The organism is Bradyrhizobium sp. SZCCHNS3002 (assembly GCF_032377435.1).
Classification (GTDB): domain Bacteria; phylum Pseudomonadota; class Alphaproteobacteria; order Rhizobiales; family Xanthobacteraceae; genus Bradyrhizobium.
On sequence record NZ_JAUHHY010000007.1, the window covers coordinates 242,282 to 264,175 of the forward strand.

The window sequence follows — 21,894 nt, forward strand, 5'->3', positions numbered from 1 at the left end:
TCTTGCGGGAATTTCTCGGGCGTCTCGTTCTTGCACTTGCGAAATGACAGGGCCTCCCATACGTCAAAGCGATGTGTGGCGCGTTGCCGATGAAACCAGCGACGCTCGCATACGTTGTTTTCGTGCCCTTCATCGCCGCCCCTCGGACGGCGGAGACAAAGGATCAATTCGATGAATTGGAAACTGATGATGACGGCCGCCGCCGTCGGCATGGCCGCGATCGTCGGCACGTCGACGATGGCTGTCAGTGCACCGGCCCCTTCGAAGCTGCTGACCGCGATCGACCCCGACAAGGACGGCACCGCCGACATGAGCGAGGTCCGCACGGCCGCCGGCGCGCTGTTCGATCGTCTCGATCGCGACCATGACGGCACGCTCGACGCCAAGGAGCTGCGCGGCCGCGTTTCGGCCAAGGATCTCAAGGCCGCGGATCCGGACAATGACGGCACGCTGACCAAGGACGAGTATCTCGCGCTGGTGGAAGGCCGCTTCAAGGCGGCCGATCCTGACAACGACGGCACGCTCGATTCGAAAGAGCTGAAGTCGGTCGCCAAGCTGCTGAAGTGAGGCGCCGTCCGTATCGGACGCGACCAGGACATGGACTCACGGGGCCTGCGACGGGAGACTGTCGCAGGCCCCTCGCGTTTCAGCTCGGGCGGGACATTTCCACTGCGAGACGAACCAGGTCGGGCAGGCTGCGGGCCCCGAGCTTCTGCCGCAGCCGGTAGGTCAGGTTGATGACGGTCTTGTAGCTGATGCCGAGATGGTCGGCGATCGCCTGATAGGATTTCGCCTCGGCCAGCAGCGCCAGCGCCTGGCGCTCGCGCGGGGTCAGCGCAGGGGCAGCCATGCCGTCGGGGTCGGCGCGGAGCAGGGCGATGCGGGTGGCGAGCTGCGGATCGAGATAGGTGCCGCCGGCGCGCACCTGCTCCAACGCCTTGGGCAGCTCGTGCGGCGGCGCGTCCTTCAGCAGATAGCCGCTGGCGCCGGCGTCGATCGCCGAGCGGACGATGCGCGGATCGGCATGCATGCTGAAGACCAGGATCCGGGCGCGGGGATCGTGCGACCGCATGCGTTCGATCAGACGGATGCCGCCGAGCTCCTGCCCGTGCAGACGCAGATCGACGATCGCGACGTCCGGCCGGTCGCGGACATAGGCGTCGTACCCGCTGTCGGCATCGTGTGCCTCGGACAGCGAGCGGATCCCGGCTTCGTTCAGCAGCCAGCGGCAGGCCGTGATCACGACCGGGTGGTCGTCGACGAGAAGAACGCGATACATCCGACGTCGTCTTGCCCCTATGGCGCCGACGGCGCCGATGCTTCCCTCTACCAATGAGTTCCCTTGCAAACCAGGATCGGGTGCAACAGTGCGGCCGAGTCTGGGAGAGAGCCCGGCGAATTGATCTCCACTTTCCGGATCCGGGAAGATTGTCCCTAGGGGCCGAAGAATATTGCCCGTTGCGACGAACTGGACGGCTGTTTACGAATGTTAAGGTTCGTAAACGGGTAAATCGACCAGTTCTGGTGCGGGTGGGGCTCAGGGGCGTGGGCTGTTGCCGGAACCGGTCGACAAGAAACTGGGGGACGTCTTGACCAGACTGTCGGCGCTGAAGAGCGCGTTTCTCGCGACGTGTGCGTTGCTGCCCACGGCTGCGTTCGCGCAGCAAACCCTGCAGACCATCGAGGTGGTCGGCGTCTCGCCCGTTCAGGGCAGCGAGATCGCGAAGGACAAGATTCCATCCAATGTCGAAACCATCGGGGCGCGGGAGCTCGACCACAGCCGTGCGCCGACGCTGCTCGACGGCATCCTGCAATCGGTGCCCGGCGTATCGCTCAGCGACCAGACCGGCAACGCGTTTCAGCGCGACCTGAACTACCGCGGCCAGACCGCCTCGCCGGTGCTCGGGACGCCGCAGGGCATCGCCGTCTACCAGAACGGCACCCGCATCAACGAGGCCTTCGGCGACGTCGTCAACTGGGACCTGATCCCGGAAATGGCGATCGCGCGCATGACCCTGATGCCGAACAATCCGCTGTTCGGCCTCAACGCCACCGGCGGCGCGCTCTCGATCGAGATGAAGAACGGCTTCAACTACCAGGGCGGCGAAGCGCAGCTGTTCGGCGGCTCGTTCGGCCGGATCCAGTCGGGCGCGCAATACGGCTGGAACAATGGCACCTATTCGACATACATTGCCGCGGAAGGCGCCTATGACCGCGGCTGGCGCGACTATTCGTCGGCCTCGCAGATCCGGCGCATGTATGCCGATTTCGGCGCGCGCGGCGACAACACCGAATTCCACCTCTCCTTCACCGGCGCCGACAACAAGCTCGGCTCGGTCGCGGCGACGCCGATCGAGATGCTGAATCAGCGCTGGTCCAGCGTCTACACCTGGCCGCAGTCGCTGCGCCTGCAGATGCAGATGGTGCAGGCCAGCATGAAGTGGGCGCCGACCGACACGCTCTCGATCCAGGCCAACGGCTACTACCGCAACTACAAATCCGCGCGCATCGACGGCAACGGCACCGAGGTTGCGGCCTGCGACCCTGCGGGCGCGTTCCCCGGCGAATTCTGTCTCAGCGATGCCGCCGGCACCGAGTTCCAGATGAACCGCAACGGTCCGACCGTCAACACGCTGGCGGGCGATGCGGCGCTCGGCCAGATCGACCGCAACACGGTCAAGACCGACAGCTATGGCGGCTCGCTGCAGGCGACCTCGACGACGCAGCTCTTCGGCCATGACAACCATTTCGTCGTCGGCGCCAGCGTCGATCACGGCAATACCAACTTCCAGGCCACCTCCGAGCTCGGCACCATCGACAACAATCTGTTCGTCACCGGCCTCGGCGTCTACGTCGATCAGCCCAATGCGGGCCTCGCGCCGGTCAACCTGAACGCCAAGAACACCTATCTCGGCGTCTACGCGACCAACACCTTCGACATCACCTCGCAGCTCGCCTTGACGGCCGGCGGCCGCTTCAACTGGGCGCAGATCAATCTGCGCGACCAGACCGGCTTCGCGCCGCTGCTGAACAGCAACAACAACTTCCAGCGTTTCAACCCGGTGGTCGGCCTGACCTACAAGATCACGCCTGATATGACCGCTTACGCCGGCTACTCCGAGGCCAACCGCGCGCCGACGCCGCTCGAGCTCGGCTGCTCCGATCCGGCCAATCCCTGCCTGATCGACAACTTCCTGATCGCCGATCCGCCGCTCAAGCAGGTGGTGTCGCGCACCGTCGAAGGCGGCCTGCGCGGCGAGATCTCCGGCGGCCGCTCGGCCTACGCCGCCGATCTGCCGGCCTATCGCAAGGTGCCGATCAAGTCGGTGGCGGTTGATGACGGCTGGCGGCTGCGCTGGGGCCTCAGCCTGTTCCGGACCGAGAATTCCGACGACATCATCCAGGTCGTCGACCCGGCCAACCCGGTGCGCGGCTACTTCAAGAACGCCGGCACCACCCTGCGCCAGGGTGTCGAGGCCAAGCTCGATCTCGCTTGGAATCGCTGGACCGCATACGCCAACTATACTTTCATCGACGCCACCTTCCGCAGTGCTTTCGATGTCAACGATCCGTTCCTCGGGGCGCCGGTCGGTGTCGTCTCCGGCAACCACATTCCCGGCATTCCGGCGCATCGCCTGAAGCTCGGCGCGGAATATGCCGTGACCGACGCCTGGAAGGTCGGCGCCAGCGTCAACTATGTCGGCAGCCAGTACCTGTTGCACGACGAAACCAACGTCTATCCGAAGGTTCCGGCCTACTGGGTCGTGAACGTCAACACGTCCTATCAGGTGACCAAGAACGTCGAGGTGTTCGGCCTGATCCAGAACCTGTTCAACCAGCGCTACTACTCGGCGGGCACCGTGTTCGACCCTGCCGGCTTCAACACCGCCGGCGGCGGAACGGCGTTCGCGTTGAACGATCCCCGCAGCATGGTGCCGGGAATGCCGCTCGCGGCCTATGCCGGCATCCGGGCGAAGTTCTGAGCCTCAGCCACGGACCACCAGCGACGCATAGGCGCATCCGCGCCGCGCCACGGCAGCCCCCACCGTGGCAAGAAGGCCGGGAGAAATCCCGGCCTTTTCATTTGCTGGTCGGGGTCTTGCAGGTGCCGGAACCGCGAGCGCGGAGTTCATCTCTGCGATGTCCTTCGCGGTGGAGCGGTCTGCCGTCCTCGTCGTCAAGTTTCAGATCTGGCGGGAGAGCGGTGCTTCAAGCGAAGCCGCTTATGATGATTAATCGAATTACTATGGGACTAATTCCGTTGTTAGTTGGACAATGTCCCGTGCGTTCATAGAAAAGTTCGCCTTGCTGGTTCCTGCCAACGTTTCGATACAATCGGTCATCAACAAGAAGCCGTGTATTGCGTAACGTGGGGCGTCAGGTGAAATCAAAAAGCAAAAAGCGCAGCGAGGCGGCTGCCGCTAGTTTCGTGTTGTTGTCGACATGGATGGTCGTCGGCGAGGCAAGGGCCGAGTGCACGACGCCGGGTGTCACGGTCACCTGCAGCGGGAGCATCTCCTCCGCGATCACCGTGTACGACGCCGCTGCGGCGACGGCGACGCCCTCGAGCGGCAGCAATTCTTATACGCCGGCGAACCCGGTCTTTCCAGCGACCGGCTACAATCCCAACCCTCCCACGACGATCGTCACGCTGGACTCCACGGCCGTTCGGAATCTCACTACGAACACCCAGACCGGCCTGGCCGATCGCGGCATGATCGCGGCCAATTTCTCCAATGCCGAGGATCCAGCGGTCAACAACGTCATCATCAACAATGCCGGCTGGCTGAGCCTCACCACCAGCCAGCTCAGCGCCGGCCGGCTTCACGTCGTCGTCGCCGACAGCCAGGTCAACAAGTTCACCGTCAACAACACCGGGACGCTCGCCGTCACCCAGAATGTCTTCGGCGCGTTCGATGCGAGCAAGCTGAGCGTTTCGATCGGCGCTACGGCGACAGGCCGGTACAACGGCACCAACCTCGCGGTCATCTCGGCGCTCTATTCCGACGACAACACCAACAGCTTCGTGGTGAACAACCGCGCCGGCGGTACGATCTCGGCGACCGGCAACTATGCCGCTGCCTATTACGGCCGGGCCGACACCTCGATCACCAACTCCGGCACCATCGCCAGCACGAGCTGGACGGCGGCGAGCCGCTTCTACGACGGTCACTGGGCGATCGCAGCGTTCGCCGGCGCCGAGTTCGATACCATCCCCGGCAGCAATCCGGATTCGCCGCTCTACAAGTTCGACTCCAGCGGCAACGTGACGGTGACGGAGACCAAGGCGCTGACGCTGACCAACAACGCCAGCGGCGTGATCAAGGGCGACATCCTGGCGCTCGATACCAATCCGCTGACCACCGCCGCCGGTCTCGCCGCAGGATCGACCTTCCCGCTGACCGGCAGCGGCTCAAACTCTGGCCCGCGCGACAGCGTCATCGCCAATGCCGGCCTGATCCAGGGTAACCTCTATCTCGGCTCGGGCGAGCATGACATCACCAACAGCGGCACGATCTCGGGATCGATCTCGGTCGACCAGAGCGCCTCGCGCGGCTCCTTTGCCAAGGCGACCGCGGGTACCGTCGCCGGCACCTATAGCAGTTCCGGCTCGGGCATGGATGCCAACGGCAACGCCTGTCCGACGGCCGGCACCAACACCACGGACCCGCTCTGCGCCGCCAGCAACAACCAGGCGGCGACGTTCTTCGGCGCCCGCACATTCAATCTGGTTAACACGGGCACGCTCGGCGGAGACATCACCATCAACGACGAGGATGGCGCCACGAATGCCATCCTGCTCAAGGGCACCGGCTTCAGCGGCAACGTCGTCGCGCAGAACGGCCTCGGCAGCAATTCGCTGACGCTCGACGGCGTGACAAGCCTCGCCAGCATCGTCAATTTCGGCATGCTGGACCTGATGAAGTCGCAGGTCACCGTGAGCGGCGGGGCCGGCGTGCAGCTCGTCGATGGCGCCGTGCTGCGGACCACGATCTTCGGATCTGGCGGCACCGCGGCGGCGCCGTCGACCAGGATCGGCAACATCACGGGCGCGGTGACCTTTGCGGGCGCGGGCACGGTCGCGCCGACGCTTCAGGGCATTGTGCGCCATGGCGATGTCTACCGCGTCGCGACGGTGGTGTCGGCGACGCCGCTCGACGTCGATTTCTCCGGCGCGCTGGTCGGTTTCACGGCCGATACGTCCACCGGGGCTCTGCTGCTGAATGCATCCGTGCGGTCGCCCGCGACCATCGCCGGCATCTCGCCCTCCAGCCTCGCCGCGCTGAACGGATTGCTTGGCTACAGCGGCAGCAACGCGCAGGTGCAGGCGCTCGGCGGCGCGGTGCAGAGCCTCGGCACCGACAGGGAGGTGCGCAGCGCCGGCGATCAGTTGCGTCCGTTCGTGAACGGCGCCCAGGTCCAGGTGCCGCTCAGCACCGCATCGCTGTTCCAGAACCAGATCGACAACCGGCTGACGGCCGCGGCCGCATCGCCCAATTCGCGCGTCGCCTCGGCGTTCGCCGACGACACCGATCCGCTCACCTCGATGCTGATGGCCTTCAATGCGACCAAGGCCCGTCCGACGGTGAAGGCAGCGCTGGCTCCGGCCATCGCGCCCGAACCGGAACGCACCGTCTGGGGCAGCCTGATCGGCACCAATGCGTCGCAGCGCGACGTGGCCGGTGTTGCCGGCTACAGCGGCAATACCGGGGGGCTCGTTGCCGGCATCGATCAGCGGATCGATGGTGCCTTCCGCGTCGGTGCGGCGTTCGGCTATGCCACCAGCGCGATGGACGATCGGACCGCCGCCGGCGATGCGGTCGGGATGCAGCACTATCAGGGCACGGTGTACGGTGCCTATGTCCAGCCGTCCTGGTACGTCAACGGCTCCGCCGGCGTCGCGCTGGTCGACTACACCACCACGCGCCGCATCAACTTCGCGGGCTTCACCGATACCGCCTCCGGCAGCCACAAGGGGTGGCTGACGCTGCTCCGCGGTGAATTCGGTCTGCCCGTGAAGGTGGATCAGGCCGTGCTGACGCCGTTTGCCGGCGTGACCTATGCCCGCCTCGATCAGCAGGCCTACACCGAGACCAGCACCGCAGGTGCTGCGCTCGCGATCGCCAAGCAGACCACCAATTCGGTGCGCTCGAACCTCGGCCTCCGCGCCTCGGTTCCGTTGCTGGTGACCTCGACCTACGGCTTCGGCCTGGAGACGCTGGCGGCATGGCGGCACGAGTTCGGCAACACCGCGCAGAACGTGACCGCAAGCTTCGCCGGCGGCGGCGCGACCTTCTTCGCCGTCGGACCGTCGCCCGAACGCAACCTGGCCGAGCTGGGCGCCGCGCTCAAGCTGGTGGCATTCGGCGAGCGTCAGTCGATCTCGCTGGGCTACAACGCCGTGGTCGGCAGCCAGTATCTCGAGCAGTCGGCGGTGCTGAAGGTGCGGGCGGAGTTCTGAAGAGTCCGCCTTTGGCAGAGCCTGCGAAGCACGACGTCGAAGAGGCCGGGAGCAATCCCGGCCTTTTTGTCGCTGCATCGTCGCAGCGCGCGGCGCGACGTGTCTCCGCTGCCGTGGGGTGAACAAAGGCGCGCGCGACACTGCATGCCGCGAGCTGAACTCCATCGCGCACCGTGCCCACCATTCCCTCCGGTTGCGCGGGTGCACGGTGGGCACGCGACGCCTGCGGGGCGGCCGCTTTGCCCACCCTACGCAGCCTGCATGAATCGTCGAGGGGCCTGCTCACGCCGGGTCTCGGGCAATTATCCCGCTGGCCTCGTGAGCGGGATCGTTGCCTGCTCTTGGAATTTACGAAGCATCGCGATTAGTTGCTGCTGGCCTCCGTCAACTACGAACTTCCGCCACAGAAGCCGACCAGCTATTGCGCATCGTATCGAGCAGCGAGGTGTGCACATGAGTCGTAGATCTTCAAGCCTTGTATCGATCGTCTCATTATTGGTGGATGCCGTTCGCCGGCCCCACGTCCGCCGTTGGGTACGAGCGACAATCTCGGTCGCGACTCTCGCCGGCGGTATAGGTGCGCATTCTCTGCTGCTTGGCGATGCGACGGCGCGCGATCTCGACGGGCGTTATGCCAATTCTCCGCTCAAGGGCTGGTTCGAGAGTTTGCGTTCGGGCAGGGGGCCGTGCTGCTCGGATGCGGATGGCACCGCGCTCTCGGACACGGATTGGGACACGAAGGATGGCCGCTATCGTGTCCGCATTGAAGGCCAATGGTGGGTCGTTCCGGAAGAGGCCGTGGTGACTGAGCCCAATCGCGCCGGCCGGACGATGGTATGGCCCGTGTATTATCGCGAGCTGAATACGGGCCTGCGCATCGATGTGCGCTGCTTCCTGCCGGGCAGCATGATGTAGTTGGGGATGTGCTGGATCGCAGGGCTGTAGGGTAGGCAAAGGCGCGCAAGCGACATGCTGCGTCAGACGCGGTCTCTTGCGCGCCGTGCCCACCATTCCCTCCGCTTGCGCGGATGCACGGTGGGCACGCGCCGCCTGGCGGCAGCGCTTTGCCCACCCTACGAGATGACGATTACTCCGCCGCTTGCGCCGCTTTCAGCGTCGGATAGTCGGTGTAGCCCTTTTCGCCGCCGCCATAGAGGGTGGCGCGGTCGAGCTCGTTGAGAGCTGCGCCCGTCTTGAGCCGCTCGACCAAGTCGGGATTGGCGATGAACGGCCGACCGAAGGCGATCAGGTCGGCCGCGTTGGCATCGAGCTGCTTGTTCGCGAGCGCGAGGTCATAGCCGTTGTTGGCGATGTAGGTGCCGTTGAAGCGCTTGCGCAGCGAGGCGTAGTCGAACGGTGCAACGTCGCGCGGGCCGCCGGTCGCCCCCTCGATCACGTGGATGTAGACCAGATTCAGTGCCGCGAGCTGGTCGACGATGTAGTCGAACAGCGCCTGCGGATTGGAATCCGAGATGTCGTTGGCCGGCGTCACCGGCGACAGACGGATGCCGGTCTTGTCGGCGCCGATCGCCTCCGAGACGGCCTTGGCGACCTCGAGCATCAGCTTTGCGCGGTTCTCGATCGAGCCGCCATAGGCGTCGGTGCGCTTGTTGGCGCCGTCCTTGGCGAACTGGTCGAGCAGATAGCCGTTGGCGCCGTGGATCTCGACGCCGTCGAAGCCGGCCTCGACGGCATTCAATGCGGCCTGCTTGAATGCCGCGACGATACCGGGAATTTCGCCGAGCTCGAGCGCGCGCGGCGCTGAGACGTCGGTGAAGGCGCCGCCGACGAAGGTCTTGGTCTTGGCGGCAACGGCCGACGGCGCGACCGGTGCGCCGCCGTTCGGCTGCAATGAGACATGGGAGATGCGGCCGACATGCCAGAGCTGGATGAAGATGCGGCCGCCCTTGGCGTGCACCGCGTCGGTCACCTTGCGCCAGCCGGCGATCTGCGCCTTGGAATAGATGCCGGGCGTGTCCTGATAGCCCTGACCCTGCTGCGAGACCTGGCTCGCCTCGGAGATCAGGAGGCCGGCCGAGGCGCGCTGGGCGTAGTACTCGGCCGTCAGCGGACCAGCGGCGAGGCCTTCAACGGCGCGGTTGCGCGTCAGCGGCGCCATCACGACGCGGTTGGCAAGGGTGATCGGACCGAGCTTGTACGACTCGAACAGTTTGGATGCACTCATCGAGGTTTTTCCAGAAGAGGGGGAGGGGAGGAGGGGATTCAGGTCAGTTGTGCATTGCCGCGAACAGCGCAATGCCGGGAGGTATCCGTCCGGCGCAGACGAGCCGCGCGATGGAGCGGCCGCGACTGGCCGTCCGCTGGACAGCCTGTCGCAGTACACGAAAGGGGATCAGGCCACGCCCAGGAAGTCCCGCTTGCCGATGTCGACGCCGTTGTGGCGGAGAATGCCGTGAGCGATCGCAGCGTGGAAATAGAAGTTGGGAAACGAGACGCGGTTAACGAAGTCCTGCCCCTTCAGGGTCAGGGTGGTGTCGGGCCCGCTGGGAAAGGTCACGTCGCGGCTATCGGCCCCGTCGAACTGCGCCGGCGTGAACGCCTTGAGGTAATCGACGGTCTTGGCGAGCCGCTGGCGGAGCTCGGCGAATGTCGTCTCGGTGTCGGGCGTGCTGGGGATCTCGCTGTGGGACAGCCGCGCGCACCCCTTGGCGGCGAAGTCGCAGGCGAGCTGGATCTGCTTGGAGAGCGGCAGCATGTCCGGATACAGGCGTGCGCCGAGCAGCACCTCGGGGGCGATCTTCCTGGCTTCGCAATGGGCCTCGGCCTTGCTGAGAAGGCCGGACAGGCTGCCGAGGATCTGGAGGTAGGCCGGGACGGTCGAATCGTAGAAGGACATGTGATGCTCTCTCTTGGCAGGAGACGTCGCGACGAAAGCGCGCGCCCTCGGAGATGGGGCGGCGTTCAAGAGAATGCAACTGCATCTTTCCGGTTTTTCCGGGCGCTGGCGGATTGCTGCCCTACCGTTCCCGGCATATCACCTCGTCTATGCGAGCTGGCCGTCGCCGGCGTTCTCAGCGATTTTCGATGTCGCGGCAAATAGGCGGTCGCCACTGCTGTCGCGCGACTGGCATCCATCAGGCGCATGCCTTCCAGTATGAGGATTTCGCCAAGCCGTGGACGCAACGCCGGATCGAGGTCGTGGAGAATTTCGAGCGGGACACCGGCCTGAAGGCGTATAAGGCCTGGATGGACAAGAAGGACCGGCACCCGTACTGAGGCAGGCATGACGGCGACGGCTCATTTCGGCTGAGTTGCCGACCATGCTCGGGATGGAGATCATTGTGACAAGCCGACGGGCTCGAGTTGTCCGTCAGCTCCCGCTTTTGTGTCCGGAGCGATCATCTCGCGGTCCAATTCCAAGGGTGATAGATTGGAATTGGGAGGAGCGGACGATGGTCGCATGACATCGGAGGACACGCATGATCCGTTCCGGAGCTTTGATCGCCATCCTGCCGTGCAATGATCTCGATGCCTCGGAGCGGTTCTACAATCGGCTCGGCTTTGCGCGCCCGGACAGCGACAGGCCGGCTCCGGGTGAGCCCGACACCTATCGCATGCTGTCGAATCCGCAAGGTGGATCTCTGCACCTGACGGACGCGGTCGAGGGATGGCTGACGCCGGGCCGAAACCCCTTTGGACTCTACCTCTATGTCGAGGATGTCGACGCCGCGGCGCGGGAGTTTCAGCAAACGCCCGAAGACAAGCCGTGGGGGATGTACGAGTTCGCGCTATCCGACCCGGATGAAACCTTGGTCCGTGTCGGCTGGCCAACGCGGCTGCGCGCCGGGTCGTAAGAGGTCATCGACTCGTTTGGGCTCTTACGCGCCACGCGCGGGCGTCGCCCGCCGATGTGCGCTCACCGCGTCGCTGTCGTTGAAGCCGGTGCCGCCTGCGCCCGCGGCGTGTTTCCACGCATCCGCGTGAGCAGCTCTGCCGTGGGCCAGGAGTCGGCCGGCAGCCCCAGCCGCAGCTGCATCGTCTTGACCGCGGTGCGGCTCTGCTGTCCCAGCACGCCGTCGACCTTGCCGACGTCGAAGCCGGCCTTCACCAGCAGCTGCTGCAGCTCCTTGATCTCGTTGAACGGCAGTTGCGCCACGGGGCCGGCGGGCTTGCGCATCGGCGGCGCGCCGGCGATGCGGGCGGCGAGGTAGCCGGCCGTGGTCGAATAGATCAGCGAGTTGTTCCATTCGGTATAAGCGGCGAAGTTGGCATAGGCCAGGAACGCCGGGCCGTTGCGGCCCATCGGCAGCAGCACCGAGCCTTCGAGCGCATCGTTCGGCAGCGGCCGGCCATCGGCATAGGTCACGCCGAGGGCGGTCCATTTGCTGCGCGGCGCCTTGACGGTGAGGTCGGCCTGCTCCCAGGGAAACGTCTGCGGCACGCGGATCTCCTCCAGCCACGGCTCGCCGCGGCGCCATTTCAGTCCGGTCGCGATGTAGTTGGCGGTCGAGCCGATCACGTCGGGCGCGCTGCGCAGGAGATCGCGGCGGCCGTCGCCGTCATAGTCGACGGCATAGGTGACGTAGTGGGTCGGCAGGAACTGGGTCTGGCCGAGCTCGCCAGCCCAGGAGCCGATCATCTCTGACGGCGTGAGATCGCCGCGGTCGATGACCTTCAATGCGGCGATGGTCTCGTTCTGGAAGCGCTCGCTGCGGCGGCAGTCATAGGCCAGCGACACCAGTGACGGCAGCACCGGCAAATTGCCCATGTTGGCGCCGAAATCGCTCTCCAGACCCCAGAACGCGGCGATGACCGCCGGGGGCACGCCATACTCCTTCTCGGCGCGCGCGAACGCTGCCGCGTGCGCCTTGATGTGCTGCTGGCCGTTCTGCATCCGGTAGGGCGCGGCCATCCGGCCGGCGAACTCGGTGAACAATTGGCCGAACACGCGCTGGCCGCGGTCGCGGTTGACGATGCCCTGGTTGTAGGTGAGGTAGGGCGAGGCGGCCGCGATCGCGCTCTGCGACACGCCTTCGGCAATGGCACGCTGCTTCAGCTCGGCGAGAAACCGGTCGAAGCTCTGGCCGTTATGGCAGGCCGCGGCGCGCATCGATGGCGCCGGCTTCGGACGCGGTGTGGTCGCCTCCGGCGCCATTTGCGCCGACGCGCTGACAACCAGCATGAAGGAGGTTGCGAGCGCGCTGAAGGTGACGCGCAAGGCAGTCGAAGAGCTTCGCATCCGGTCTCACCGATGGCTGTCTAATTCCTTGTCCGTCCATCGATATCCGATACGGAGGGAAAGGAAAAGGCGAGGGGGAAGCGAATGGTGGAAAGGGGCGAATGGCGAATAGGGAGTAGCGAATAGGGGATGAGGAAGCCCCCATTCGCTACTCGCCCTCTTCACCCAACCTTCGCCAGCGCCGCCTGGGCCTCGCTCTGGATCCGCTTGAGATGCTCGGCGTCGCGAAAACTCTCGGCATAGAGCTTGTTGACGTCCTCGGTGCCGGAGGGGCGCGCCGCGAACCAGCCGTAGTCGGTCTCGACCTTGATGCCGCCGAACGACTGGCCGTTGCCCGGAGCCTTGGTATGCACCATGCGGACGGGATCGCCGGCGAGCTCCTTCAGGTTCAGCATTTCCGGCGTCAGCGCCTTCAGCGCCGCCTTTGCCGGCGGGCTCGCCGGCACGTCGATGCGCTCATAGACCGGCGCGCCGAGCTCTGCCGTCAGCTCCTTGTAGAGCTCGCTCGGGTCGCGGCCGCGCCTGGCCATGATCTCGGCCGCGAGCAGCCCGAGGATCAGGCCGTCCTTGTCGGTGGTCCACACCGTGCCGTCGCGCTTCAGGAACGAGGCGCCTGCGCTCTCCTCGCCGGCGAAGCCGAAGCTTCCGGAGCCGAGCCCTTCGACGAACCATTTGAAGCCGACCGGCGTCTCCACCAGCTTGCGGCCGAGCTTCTGCGCGACGCGGTCGATCAGAGAGCTCGACACGATGGTCTTGCCGATGGCGGCGTCGCTGCGCCAGTCGGGCCGGTGCGCGAACAGATAGGAGATCGCGGTCGCCAGATAGTGGTTCGGATTCATCAGCCCGCCCGAGCGCGTGACGATGCCATGGCGGTCGGCGTCGGTGTCGTTGGCAAACGCGACGTCGAAGCGCTCGCGCATGCCGATCAGGCTCGCCATCGCATAGGGCGACGAGCAGTCCATGCGGATCTTGCCGTCCCAGTCCGCGGTCATGAACCGGAAGGTCGGATCGACGAGATCGTTGACGATGGTGGCATTGAGGCCGTAGCGCTCGATGATCGGCGCCCAATAGGCAATCGCCGCGCCGCCGAGCGGATCGATGCCGATCTTGATGCCCGCGGACTTGACGGCCTCGAGATCGACGGTGTTGGCGAGATCGGCGACGTAGGGCGTGATGTAGTCGTAGGTGTGCACCGAGCCGCTCTGCTTGGCCCGGCTGTAGCTGATGCGCGATACGCCATCGAGGTCGTTGGCCAGATACACGTTGGCCTGCCGCTCGATCTCGCCCGTCGCATCGGTGTCGGCGGGGCCGCCATGCGGCGGATTGTATTTGTAGCCGCCATCCTCCGGCGGATTGTGCGACGGCGTGATGACGACACCGTCGGCGAGATGCGCCGTGCGGCCCTTGTTGTAGGAGATGATGGCGTGCGAGATCACCGGTGTCGGTGTGTAGCCGCCGTCCCTGTCGATCATCACCTCGACGCCATTGGCGCCGAACACCTCGAGCGCGCTGGCCAGCGCGGGCTCGGCCAGCGCGTGGGTGTCGATGCCCACGAAGAGGGGGCCGTCGAGGCCCTGCTGGCGGCGGTAGTCGCAGAGCGCCTGGCTGGTGGCGAGAATGTGGTTCTCGTTGAAGCTGGTCTTGAACGACGAGCCGCGATGCCCCGACGTGCCGAACGCGACGCGCTGGGTCGGCTCGTGCGGGTCGGGCTTCAGCGCATAATAGGCCGTGATCAGCCGCGGAATGTTGGCGAGCGCGGCATTGGCGATCGGCTTGCCGGCTGCGGGGTCTGTCTTGGCCATGGAGCATCCTTCGCAAGTTCGAGAAACATCTGCGGCGGCGCTTCGTTCCGCCGATGCGGGCGCAGGGAACGCGGCGCGTCGCGACGAGCCTGCCGCAACATGGCGGCGTGCGGCGATCCGATCAACGGAATTCGTGCCTGCCCCCCGCGGCGGCGTGAAGCCTGTTTGATATCCGCTGGGGGGAATGCCGGAGACTCGCGGTCGAGGCCGGCCAATGCCGCCGACTTGTGCGCGCGACATTAACCACGCCGGATCGAGTCCGCGCGCAAAGATCGGCACTTAAGTCTGAGTTTAACGGATGGCCCTTGAAATGGCAGGCCAGAGCAGAGGCGCGTCTCGTGCGCGGGAGAATCGTCAGGAGCGGAAAAGTGAGAGCGCTTTGTCTCGGCGCGTTGGCCGTCGTTTCAACCTTGGCCCTGGCCGGCTGCAGCCATCAGGTGACGCCGCAGGTGGCATCGCCTTGCGTCGATCTGAGCGGAAGGCCCTGCGTGGACGGTCCCGTCGCCGACCAGCCGCCGCAATCATTGGAGCCTGCCACCACGATCCACAAGCCTGCAGCCGCGGTCGCGCGCCGCGCGGCTCTGCAGCGCAAGCACGCCCGTGCCGCAAAGCGCCGGGTCAAGTCGCAAATCGTCACCGCCAAGCCGGCTGAGAAGCCGACTGAAAGGCCGGTTGACAAACCGATCGAGAAGCCGCTCGCGGCGCCGGCGCGAACGCCGCGGCCCGGTTCGCCTGCGCCGGCTGACGGAGCACCTTCGCCGGTGATCAAGACCCCCGCCGCCACGACGGACACGCCGAGTCCGGCCAAGGTCCAGAACGACGTCATGGTGGCTGCGGTGACGGTGGCCGCCGAGCTCGCCGAGCGGATGACCGCGCTGCGTGTCCCCGAAGGACCCGGCGAAAGTCCTCTCGTCGCTGTGCTGCTGGCGCGTCCCACCGTGCGTGGCGTAGGCGATCTCAGCGGCAAGGTGATCGCGATCGACGAGCGCTATGCCAAGTCCAACGCGAAGATCACCGCGGCCATGAATGCGGCCGGTGCGACGGAGGTGCTGCTGCTGGAAGGGCAGGCCACCGCGATCACCCGGTTGAACAATGGCGAGGTGAGCGCGGCCGTGGTGGCCCTGGTCTCGCCCGAGGCCGCGGAGGCGTTTCCGAAGATCGCGGGCTTTCGCCTGTTCTCTGTCGTCCTGAAGCCGTAGCTTCACGATGAGCATGAACATCTGCTTGGCACATGCCAAACCAGCACCTTCATGCAGTCATCCGGACAGATTGTTGCGGAGGCAAGTCGAAAGGCCCGGCGAAGGTTGCTGTCGAGGGCGCAATCTTGCGGAGGGAGGCTCCCACATTCGGAGCCCGGCTCAAGCCTTCTTGGCGGCCTTCTTCGGCGCGGCCTTCTTCGGTGTGGGCTTGGCTGGATCGTTCCCGGCCGCCTTGCTCGTCGCCTTGCCGCTTTGCGGCTTGGCCGCCGCACCGTCGGCCTTCTTCTCCGGCTGCTTGGTCTCCGGCTTCCTGGGCAGCTCCGCGGCGGCGGCCTGGCGCATCGCGCGGGCGTAGCTGTCCGCGACGTTGTCGGCGGAGATCAGGAGCCGTCGGGCGGCGGCATTGGCCTGCTCGACCGCCTCGCGCGCGAGCAGCTTGAAGCGCTCCTTGGCATCCTTGTCCTTGGCCTTGACGGCCATGCCGTTGAAGCGGTCCTTACGCTTTTTCGCCGCGGCCAGAATGGCCTTGTTCTGCTGCTTGGCCAGTTGCCGGATCACGGCATCAAGATCGGCTTCCGCCATCGTCGTCCCCAACTCCCCCAGAGAATCAGCGCGCCCCGGCGCTGCAAACCGCGCGGACTATGCAATCGGCGCAGCCGCTTTGCAATCGGGGTACCAGAGGAGGGGCGCCACGCAGATCGGGCGGGCGGGCGGATGAGACCCGTCCGTCATTCGGTGTCGTGCCGGCCCACGAAAACCCTCCGCATGGCGGTCATGTCGCTTCGAGTGGTGCATCGGCACCGCTTACGACAATCGGAAACGCAACGTAACGAATTCTCGGCAATTCCATCAATTCCAATGCAACGGTTGATCCGCAACATCTTCGGCAACATCACCGTGTTTGTTGGAGTGTGGCCGTGCTGGCCGGAAATAGATACCTCAGGCTATTGTCGCGGTTCCGTCGCGACCAGAGCGGCAACATCGCGATCATCTTCGCGCTTGCCCTGCTCCCGATCCTCGCCTTCGTCGGCTCGGCGATCGACTATTCGATGGCCGTCCGCGCCAAGGCGAAGCTGTCGGCTTCGATGGACGCCGCGATGCTGGCTGCGACCGGCTACACCGCGATGCGCGGCGCCGCGTCGGACGCCAAGACGGCGGCGACCAACATGTTCAACGGCCAGATGGCGGCGCATAATCTGGCGGCGGACTCGCTGAACATCGATATCAGCGATAGCGTCACGGCGCGGACCGTGACCGGCAGCGCCAGCGTGGTGGTCAAGACGGCCTTCATGCACATGTTCGGCTACCCGACCATGACGGTCTCGGCCTCGTCGTCGGCTTCGGCCTCGTTCCCGACCTACATGGACTTCTACGTTCTGCTCGACAACTCGCCGTCGCAGGGCCTCGGCGCAACCACGGCCGACATGACGACGCTGCAGAATGCGACGTCCGACAAGTGCGCCTTCGCCTGCCACGACACCTATACGTCCAGCTCGAAGAAGACGCTGCAGACCAACAGCTATTACTCCATCGCCAAGAAGAAGGGCGTGACGATGCGGATCGACGTCGTCAGGTCGGCGACGCAGTCGCTCACGGACACCGCGACCGCCAGCCAGGTCGTCAGCAACCAGTACCGCATGGCGGTCTACAGCCTGGGCAGCGATTGCGGCTCGCTCGGCCTCACGACCATCGCCAGCCTGTCGTCGAGCATGTCGTCGGTGAAGTCGTCGGTCGGCGCGCTCGACCTGATGACGATCCCCTATAGCGGCTACAACAACGACATGTGCACCGATTACGACGGCGCGATGTCCGCCATGAACGGCGTGATCCCGACGCAGGGCGACGGCTCGTCGACCAAGCCGCAGAAATGGCTGTTCCTCGTCGCCGACGGCGTCGCCGACTACTCCTACCCGACGACGTGCAGCAAGACCGTGCTCTCCGGCGGACGCTGCCAGGAGCCGCTGAACACCGCGACCTGCACCTCCCTGAAGGCGCGCGGCATCAAGATCGCTGTGCTCTACACCACCTATCTCGCGATCACCAACAACAGCTGGTACACGACCTACATCGCCCCGTGGCGCAGCGACATCGGCAATATCATGAAGTCTTGCGCCAGCCCCGGCTACTACTACGAGGTGGATTCCAGCGGCAGCATCGGCGCCGCATTGACCGCTCTGTTCCAGCAGGCGATCGCCTCGGCGCATCTGACCAAGTAGCCCGGGCTCACGCCTCGGCGGCCGGCAGCTTGACGAGCCGCTCGATCGTGGTGCGATCGTTGAGCACGGCGAGCGTTTCGCGGCGGGAGAGGAAGTCGATCGCGTCCCTGAAGCAGGCCGCGTCGGCAATCCTGGCCTTCGCCGTCGTCAGCTCGACATCGATGTCACCCGGCTCGCGGCGCCGTGGCGCGGGCAGGGCATCGACATGCTGTCGCCGCAGCTCGGCATTCCGCTGCAGCGCGACCAGCGCGGCCTCGCGGCGGGGCTCGGGCTCGCGGGCAAGCTCCCGCGCCCGCATCAGCACGCGCGGCGGCGTCCGGTCCTCGGGCGTCACGAACAGGCCGGCGCCGGTGCCGCGGCCGCCCGTTAGAAGGCCGATCGGAATCGACAGCACGAGGCCGGCGATGACCGGCGACATCCAGGCGAGCAGCGGCAGCGACACCGCATAGGCGCTGGCAGCCATGGCGAGGCCGCACAGGGTGGGCAGCGCGAACTTGCGATAGATCTCCTGCCGGCTCACGCCGCCGTCGCTGCGGCGCTGCACCTGCCACCCGGCGTCGCGCCCGAGCAGGATCTCGATCACGGCGACCGACTGGAAGATCATCATCGATGGCGCGATCAGCGCCGCCAGCACGGTCTCAGCCAACACCGCGACGCAGAGGCGCAGCCCGCCGCCGAAGCCGCGGCGCCGCGCCGGCGTGAACAGGGCCGCGAGGCAGGCGAGCAGCTTCGGCACCATCAAGAGCCCGAGGGTCGCGGCAAAGACCTGGGCGGCGAGCACCGGATCCTGCGCCGGCCAGCTCGGGAACAGCGCAAAGCCTTTCGGGAAATATTCCGGACGGACGAAATTGGCCTGCAGCGAAATCAGGATGCCGAGCACGAGGAACGCGAACCAGAGCGGCGCGGTGATGTAGGCGCCGATGCCGATCAACAGGTGCAGCCGCGACACCCAGTGCAGGCCGCGCGCCGGCAGCACCGCCAGATGCTGCAGATTGCCCTGGCACCAGCGCCGGTCGCGCGCGGCGTGATCGATCAGCGATGGCGGCACTTCCTCGTAGCTGCCGTCGAGGTCGACCGTCATGTAGATTCCCCAGCCGGCGCGGCGCATCAGCGCGGCCTCGATGAAGTCGTGGCTGAGAATATGCCCGCCGAATGGTTTTCGCCCGCGCAACTCCGGCAAGGCCGCGTCCTGCGCGAAGGCGGCGATGCGGATGATGGCGTTGTGGCCCCAGTAATTACCTTCCGCGCCGTACCACCAGGCATTGCCGGCGGCGATGACGGGTCCGTAGAGCCGGCCGGCGAATTGCTGCAATCGCGCGAACAGGCTGGTGCCGTTGACGATCACGGGCAGGGTCTGGATCAGCGCCGCCTGAGGGGCGTGCTCCATCGCATGCGCCAGCCGCACCACGGTCGCGCCGCTCATCAGGCTGTCGGCGTCGAGGATGATCATGTGATCATAGGCCGCGCCGAAGCGCCGCACCCACTCGGCGATGTTGCCCGCCTTGCGGGCGACATTGTCGGCGCGGTGCCGGTAGAACACGCGATCGGTGCCGCACGCCTCGCGCAGCGCCAGGAACGCGGCCTCCTCGCCGATCCAGATGTCGGGATCGGTGGTGTCGCTGAGCAGGAACCAGTCGAAGCGCTCGGCCTGGCCGGTCTCCGCCACGGACTCGATCATGGCGCGCAAGCGCACCATCACCGCGTGCGGATCCTCATTGTAGGTCGGCAGCAGCATCGCCGTGCGGCTCGAGAGTCCGGGCAGCGGACCTTCGACGTCGATCGCGATCGTATCGCGGCGGCGCGCGAACATCGCGCAGAAGCCGGCCAGCGCCGACACGAAAGCAAAGGCGATCCAGGCGAGCAGGATCGAGAACAGCACCAGCACCATGCCTTCCAGCACGGTCACGCCGCCGACATCGACCACCTCGTACATCCTGGTGCAGCCGGCCAGCGTCAGCGCGGCCGTGCCGGCGAAGATCAGCATGCGTCGGAACGCGATGCGTGGCCCGCTCGTGATCGCCTGCGTCGCCGCCGGAACATGATGGAGCGGCGACGGCTGCATCGCGAGCGGCGCTTCTGGGGGCAGCAGGCCGTTGATCTCCGCGCGACGAGGCGCGCGCATCGTCTCTGCGGCTACGGCGTCCATCGGTAGATCCAGCTTTCGGAGACGAGCTTGTCGTTGGCGGTCAGCTCCGCGCGCAACTCGACCGGTGCGCTATTGACGGCGCATTGGAAGCTCAGCCGCCATCCGCCCGTCTCGGGATTGGGCTGCGTGACGATGTTGGTCACCTCGGCCTTGTCGGCGCTCACCACGCCCTTGATCTGCGCCGGATCGAGCCCTTTCAGGGCGTCGCCTTCGAGCTCCAGCACGAACAGCCGGCCTTCGCCGTGAACGCCGACGCCGGTGCGGGTGAAGCGCGCCAGCGCGTGCGGCTTCGGCGCGTCCTGGCCCCAATGCAGGCGATAGGTCATGTTGTGCTCGCCCTTGGCGGCGAGCGGCGTCTTAGGCCGCCAGAATGCGGCGATGTTGTCGTGGATCTCCTGCTTGGTCGGAATCTCGAACAGCACCACGGCGCCTTCGCCCCAGTCGCCGATCGGCTCGATCCACAGGCTCGGCCGCCGTTCGAAATGCGATTCCAGATCCTGATAGGCGGCATAGCTGCGCTCGCGCTGCATCAGGCCGAAGCCGCGCGGATTGAGGTCGTTGAACACGCTGACTTGCAGGTCGCGCGGATTGCTCAAGGGACGCCACAGCTGCTCGCCCTTGCCGTTGAACATCGCAAGCCCGTCGGAATCATGCACCGCGGGTCGGAAGTCGTCGGCCTCGTTGCGGTCGTTCGGTCCGAAGAAGAACATGCTGGTCATCGGCGCCAGCCCGGCATGGCCGATCTCGACGCGCGGGTACAGCGAGGCCTCGACGTCGAACACGGTGGTCTCGCCGGGACGAATGGTGAAGCGGTAGGAACCGGTCGCGCTCTTGCTGTCGAGCAGCGCGTGCACCACCATTGCGGTGGCGCCCGGCGTCGGCTTCTCCAGCCAGAACGCCTTGAAGACGGGGAATTCCTCGCCCTTCGCCTCGCCGGTGTCGATGGAAAGTCCCCGCGCGGAGAGACCATAGATCTCACCCTTGGCCACCGCGCGAAAATAGCTCGCGCCGAGGAACACGCAGACCTCGTCATAGTAGTCCGGCCGGTTCATCGGCGCATGGATGCGGAAGCCGGCGAAGCCGAGGTCGGCCGCCGGGAACGCCGCGACCTGCTGGCCGAATGCGAAGTCCTCGGGACGATAGGCCACGGGCCTGGCCTGTCCGTCCGCAACCTCGTAGATGTCGACCCGGTCCTTGTAGATCGAGCCGCGATGGAAGAACTGCGCCTGGAACGGCAGGTCGTCGCCGCGCCACAGCGCGTGGTCCGGCAGGAAGCGGATCGAACGATAGGCATCGTAGTCGAGCTTCGCCAGCGCGTCCGGCAGCTTGTCGTCCGGCGCGGCGAATGGCTTGGCCGCGAGGGCGCGTGCGAGGTCGCGCACGGTGGCTGCACTGAACGGCTGAGCCGCAGGCGGCGCTGCGGACGCGCTCCGCGCCAGGGACGCGGCGACCGGGATCGCAGCCGCAGATTGAATGAACTGACGGCGATTCAACTTATTCTCACTCTGTTGCGTGGAACTGCGGAGCAACCCTTCTGGAGGCCTGCGGTTCCACCGCAAGCCAACAAGAGGCGGCTTTGGAGTTCCGACCTGCTGAATGCGCCGACGGCGATCCGTCCGGCGCGTGCAGAGCATGTGCGCGGCGTTCTGAACGCAGCGTGAGCGACGGTCCCGCGTGACGGACATGGAGCCGAGACGTGAGCATTCGACCTGCTCGCGTCAGCCACAGCAATTTTGCTTCTCGTGTCTTACGCCGGAAGGTGCGGGGCTACATCCAGGGCTGGATCTTCCACGTCCTGACTCGCACACGGCGGCTGCCGCAATGCCGACGATGGGTGCGCTCCTGCAACACGATTATTGATCCATCGCA

At 65.9% G+C, this 21,894-nt stretch carries 16 protein-coding genes; 8 read left to right on the top strand and 8 right to left on the bottom strand.

Annotated elements, in window-relative coordinates:
- Positions 1–210 precede the first annotated feature (210 nt).
- Positions 211–567 carry an EF-hand domain-containing protein gene (locus tag QW845_RS17215; protein WP_315802873.1) on the top strand — a complete coding sequence of 119 codons (357 nt, stop codon included), beginning with the start codon at positions 211–213 and terminating at the stop codon, positions 565–567.
- 79 nt (positions 568–646) lie between these two features.
- On the opposite strand, the gene QW845_RS17220 is transcribed toward QW845_RS17215, so the two are convergent.
- Positions 647–1,279, bottom strand: a complete 633-nt coding sequence (locus QW845_RS17220) for a response regulator transcription factor (RefSeq protein ID WP_315802742.1) — start codon at positions 1,277–1,279, stop codon at positions 647–649.
- A gap of 310 nt (positions 1,280–1,589) precedes the next feature.
- Here QW845_RS17220 and QW845_RS17225 point away from each other — a divergent pair, with 310 nt between their 5' ends.
- From QW845_RS17225 to QW845_RS17235, 3 genes are all read left to right on the top strand, one after another.
- On the top strand, positions 1,590–3,983 hold the full coding sequence (locus QW845_RS17225; RefSeq protein WP_315802743.1) for a TonB-dependent receptor: 2,394 nt from the start codon (positions 1,590–1,592) through the stop codon (positions 3,981–3,983).
- Positions 3,984–4,429: 446 nt separating this feature from the next.
- Positions 4,430–7,462: an autotransporter domain-containing protein gene (locus QW845_RS17230; protein WP_315802744.1), complete on the top strand. Its 3,033-nt coding sequence runs from the start codon at positions 4,430–4,432 to the stop codon at positions 7,460–7,462.
- Between the two features lie 546 nt (positions 7,463–8,008).
- Positions 8,009–8,377 carry a hypothetical protein gene (locus QW845_RS17235; RefSeq protein ID WP_409997934.1) on the top strand — a complete coding sequence of 123 codons (369 nt, stop codon included), beginning with the start codon at positions 8,009–8,011 and terminating at the stop codon, positions 8,375–8,377.
- Positions 8,378–8,549: 172 nt separating this feature from the next.
- Here QW845_RS17235 and QW845_RS17240 read toward each other — a convergent pair whose 3' ends face one another.
- Together QW845_RS17240 and QW845_RS17245 are read right to left on the bottom strand one after the other, a co-directional pair.
- Positions 8,550–9,647 carry an alkene reductase gene (locus QW845_RS17240; protein ID WP_315802746.1) on the bottom strand — a complete coding sequence of 366 codons (1,098 nt, stop codon included), beginning with the start codon at positions 9,645–9,647 and terminating at the stop codon, positions 8,550–8,552.
- Positions 9,648–9,815: 168 nt separating this feature from the next.
- A complete protein-coding gene (locus tag QW845_RS17245) occupies positions 9,816–10,319 on the bottom strand; it encodes a DUF1993 domain-containing protein (RefSeq protein ID WP_315802747.1) in 504 nt (167 codons plus the stop codon).
- 188 nt (positions 10,320–10,507) lie between these two features.
- Here QW845_RS17245 and QW845_RS17250 point away from each other — a divergent pair, with 188 nt between their 5' ends.
- Entirely contained in the window at positions 10,508–10,699 is a 192-nt protein-coding gene (locus tag QW845_RS17250; protein ID WP_315802748.1) for a hypothetical protein, read from the top strand.
- 203 nt (positions 10,700–10,902) lie between these two features.
- Positions 10,903–11,277, top strand: a complete 375-nt coding sequence (locus QW845_RS17255) for a VOC family protein (RefSeq protein ID WP_315802749.1) — start codon at positions 10,903–10,905, stop codon at positions 11,275–11,277.
- Between the two features lie 62 nt (positions 11,278–11,339).
- Here QW845_RS17255 and QW845_RS17260 read toward each other — a convergent pair whose 3' ends face one another.
- The gene (locus tag QW845_RS17260; protein ID WP_315802874.1) at positions 11,340–12,578 is read right to left on the bottom strand and encodes a lytic murein transglycosylase; all 1,239 of its coding nucleotides are present in this window, start codon (positions 12,576–12,578) and stop codon (positions 11,340–11,342) included.
- A 245-nt stretch (positions 12,579–12,823) separates the two neighbouring features.
- A complete protein-coding gene (gene pgm, locus QW845_RS17265; RefSeq protein WP_315802750.1) occupies positions 12,824–14,464 on the bottom strand; it encodes a phosphoglucomutase (alpha-D-glucose-1,6-bisphosphate-dependent) in 1,641 nt (546 codons plus the stop codon).
- Positions 14,465–14,952: 488 nt separating this feature from the next.
- Here pgm and QW845_RS17270 point away from each other — a divergent pair, with 488 nt between their 5' ends.
- A complete protein-coding gene (locus QW845_RS17270; RefSeq protein WP_315802751.1) occupies positions 14,953–15,663 on the top strand; it encodes a hypothetical protein in 711 nt (236 codons plus the stop codon).
- Positions 15,664–15,822: 159 nt separating this feature from the next.
- Here the strand turns inward: QW845_RS17270 and QW845_RS17275 are convergent, their stop codons facing one another.
- On the bottom strand, positions 15,823–16,245 hold the full coding sequence (locus tag QW845_RS17275; protein WP_315802752.1) for a hypothetical protein: 423 nt from the start codon (positions 16,243–16,245) through the stop codon (positions 15,823–15,825).
- A gap of 335 nt (positions 16,246–16,580) precedes the next feature.
- Between QW845_RS17275 and QW845_RS17280 the strand changes: the two genes are divergently transcribed.
- A complete protein-coding gene (locus QW845_RS17280; RefSeq protein WP_315802753.1) occupies positions 16,581–17,879 on the top strand; it encodes a TadE/TadG family type IV pilus assembly protein in 1,299 nt (432 codons plus the stop codon).
- Positions 17,880–17,886: 7 nt separating this feature from the next.
- Here the strand turns inward: QW845_RS17280 and mdoH are convergent, their stop codons facing one another.
- Together mdoH and QW845_RS17290 are read right to left on the bottom strand one after the other, a co-directional pair.
- Complete coding sequence (gene mdoH / locus QW845_RS17285) at positions 17,887–20,025, bottom strand: glucans biosynthesis glucosyltransferase MdoH (RefSeq protein WP_315802754.1); 2,139 nt, start codon at positions 20,023–20,025, stop codon at positions 17,887–17,889.
- Positions 20,013–21,518, bottom strand: a complete 1,506-nt coding sequence (locus QW845_RS17290; RefSeq protein WP_315802755.1) for a glucan biosynthesis protein G — start codon at positions 21,516–21,518, stop codon at positions 20,013–20,015. The genes mdoH and QW845_RS17290 overlap by 13 nt, the downstream gene beginning before the upstream one ends.
- Positions 21,519–21,894: the final 376 nt, after the last annotated feature.

Coding starts and splice junctions, on each gene's coding strand:
- QW845_RS17215 (WP_315802873.1), top strand. CDS start 211: ATGGCCGCGATCGTCGGCACGTCGACGATGGCTGTCAGTGCACCGGCC.
- QW845_RS17220 (WP_315802742.1), bottom strand. CDS start 1,279: ATGTATCGCGTTCTTCTCGTCGACGACCACCCGGTCGTGATCACGGCC.
- QW845_RS17240 (WP_315802746.1), bottom strand. CDS start 9,647: ATGAGTGCATCCAAACTGTTCGAGTCGTACAAGCTCGGTCCGATCACC.
- QW845_RS17245 (WP_315802747.1), bottom strand. CDS start 10,319: ATGTCCTTCTACGATTCGACCGTCCCGGCCTACCTCCAGATCCTCGGC.
- QW845_RS17250 (WP_315802748.1), top strand. CDS start 10,508: ATGTCGCGGCAAATAGGCGGTCGCCACTGCTGTCGCGCGACTGGCATC.
- QW845_RS17255 (WP_315802749.1), top strand. CDS start 10,903: ATGATCCGTTCCGGAGCTTTGATCGCCATCCTGCCGTGCAATGATCTC.
- QW845_RS17260 (WP_315802874.1), bottom strand. CDS start 12,578: ATGGCGCCGGAGGCGACCACACCGCGTCCGAAGCCGGCGCCATCGATG.
- pgm (WP_315802750.1), bottom strand. CDS start 14,464: ATGGCCAAGACAGACCCCGCAGCCGGCAAGCCGATCGCCAATGCCGCG.
- QW845_RS17275 (WP_315802752.1), bottom strand. CDS start 16,245: ATGGCGGAAGCCGATCTTGATGCCGTGATCCGGCAACTGGCCAAGCAG.
- mdoH (WP_315802754.1), bottom strand. CDS start 20,025: ATGGACGCCGTAGCCGCAGAGACGATGCGCGCGCCTCGTCGCGCGGAG.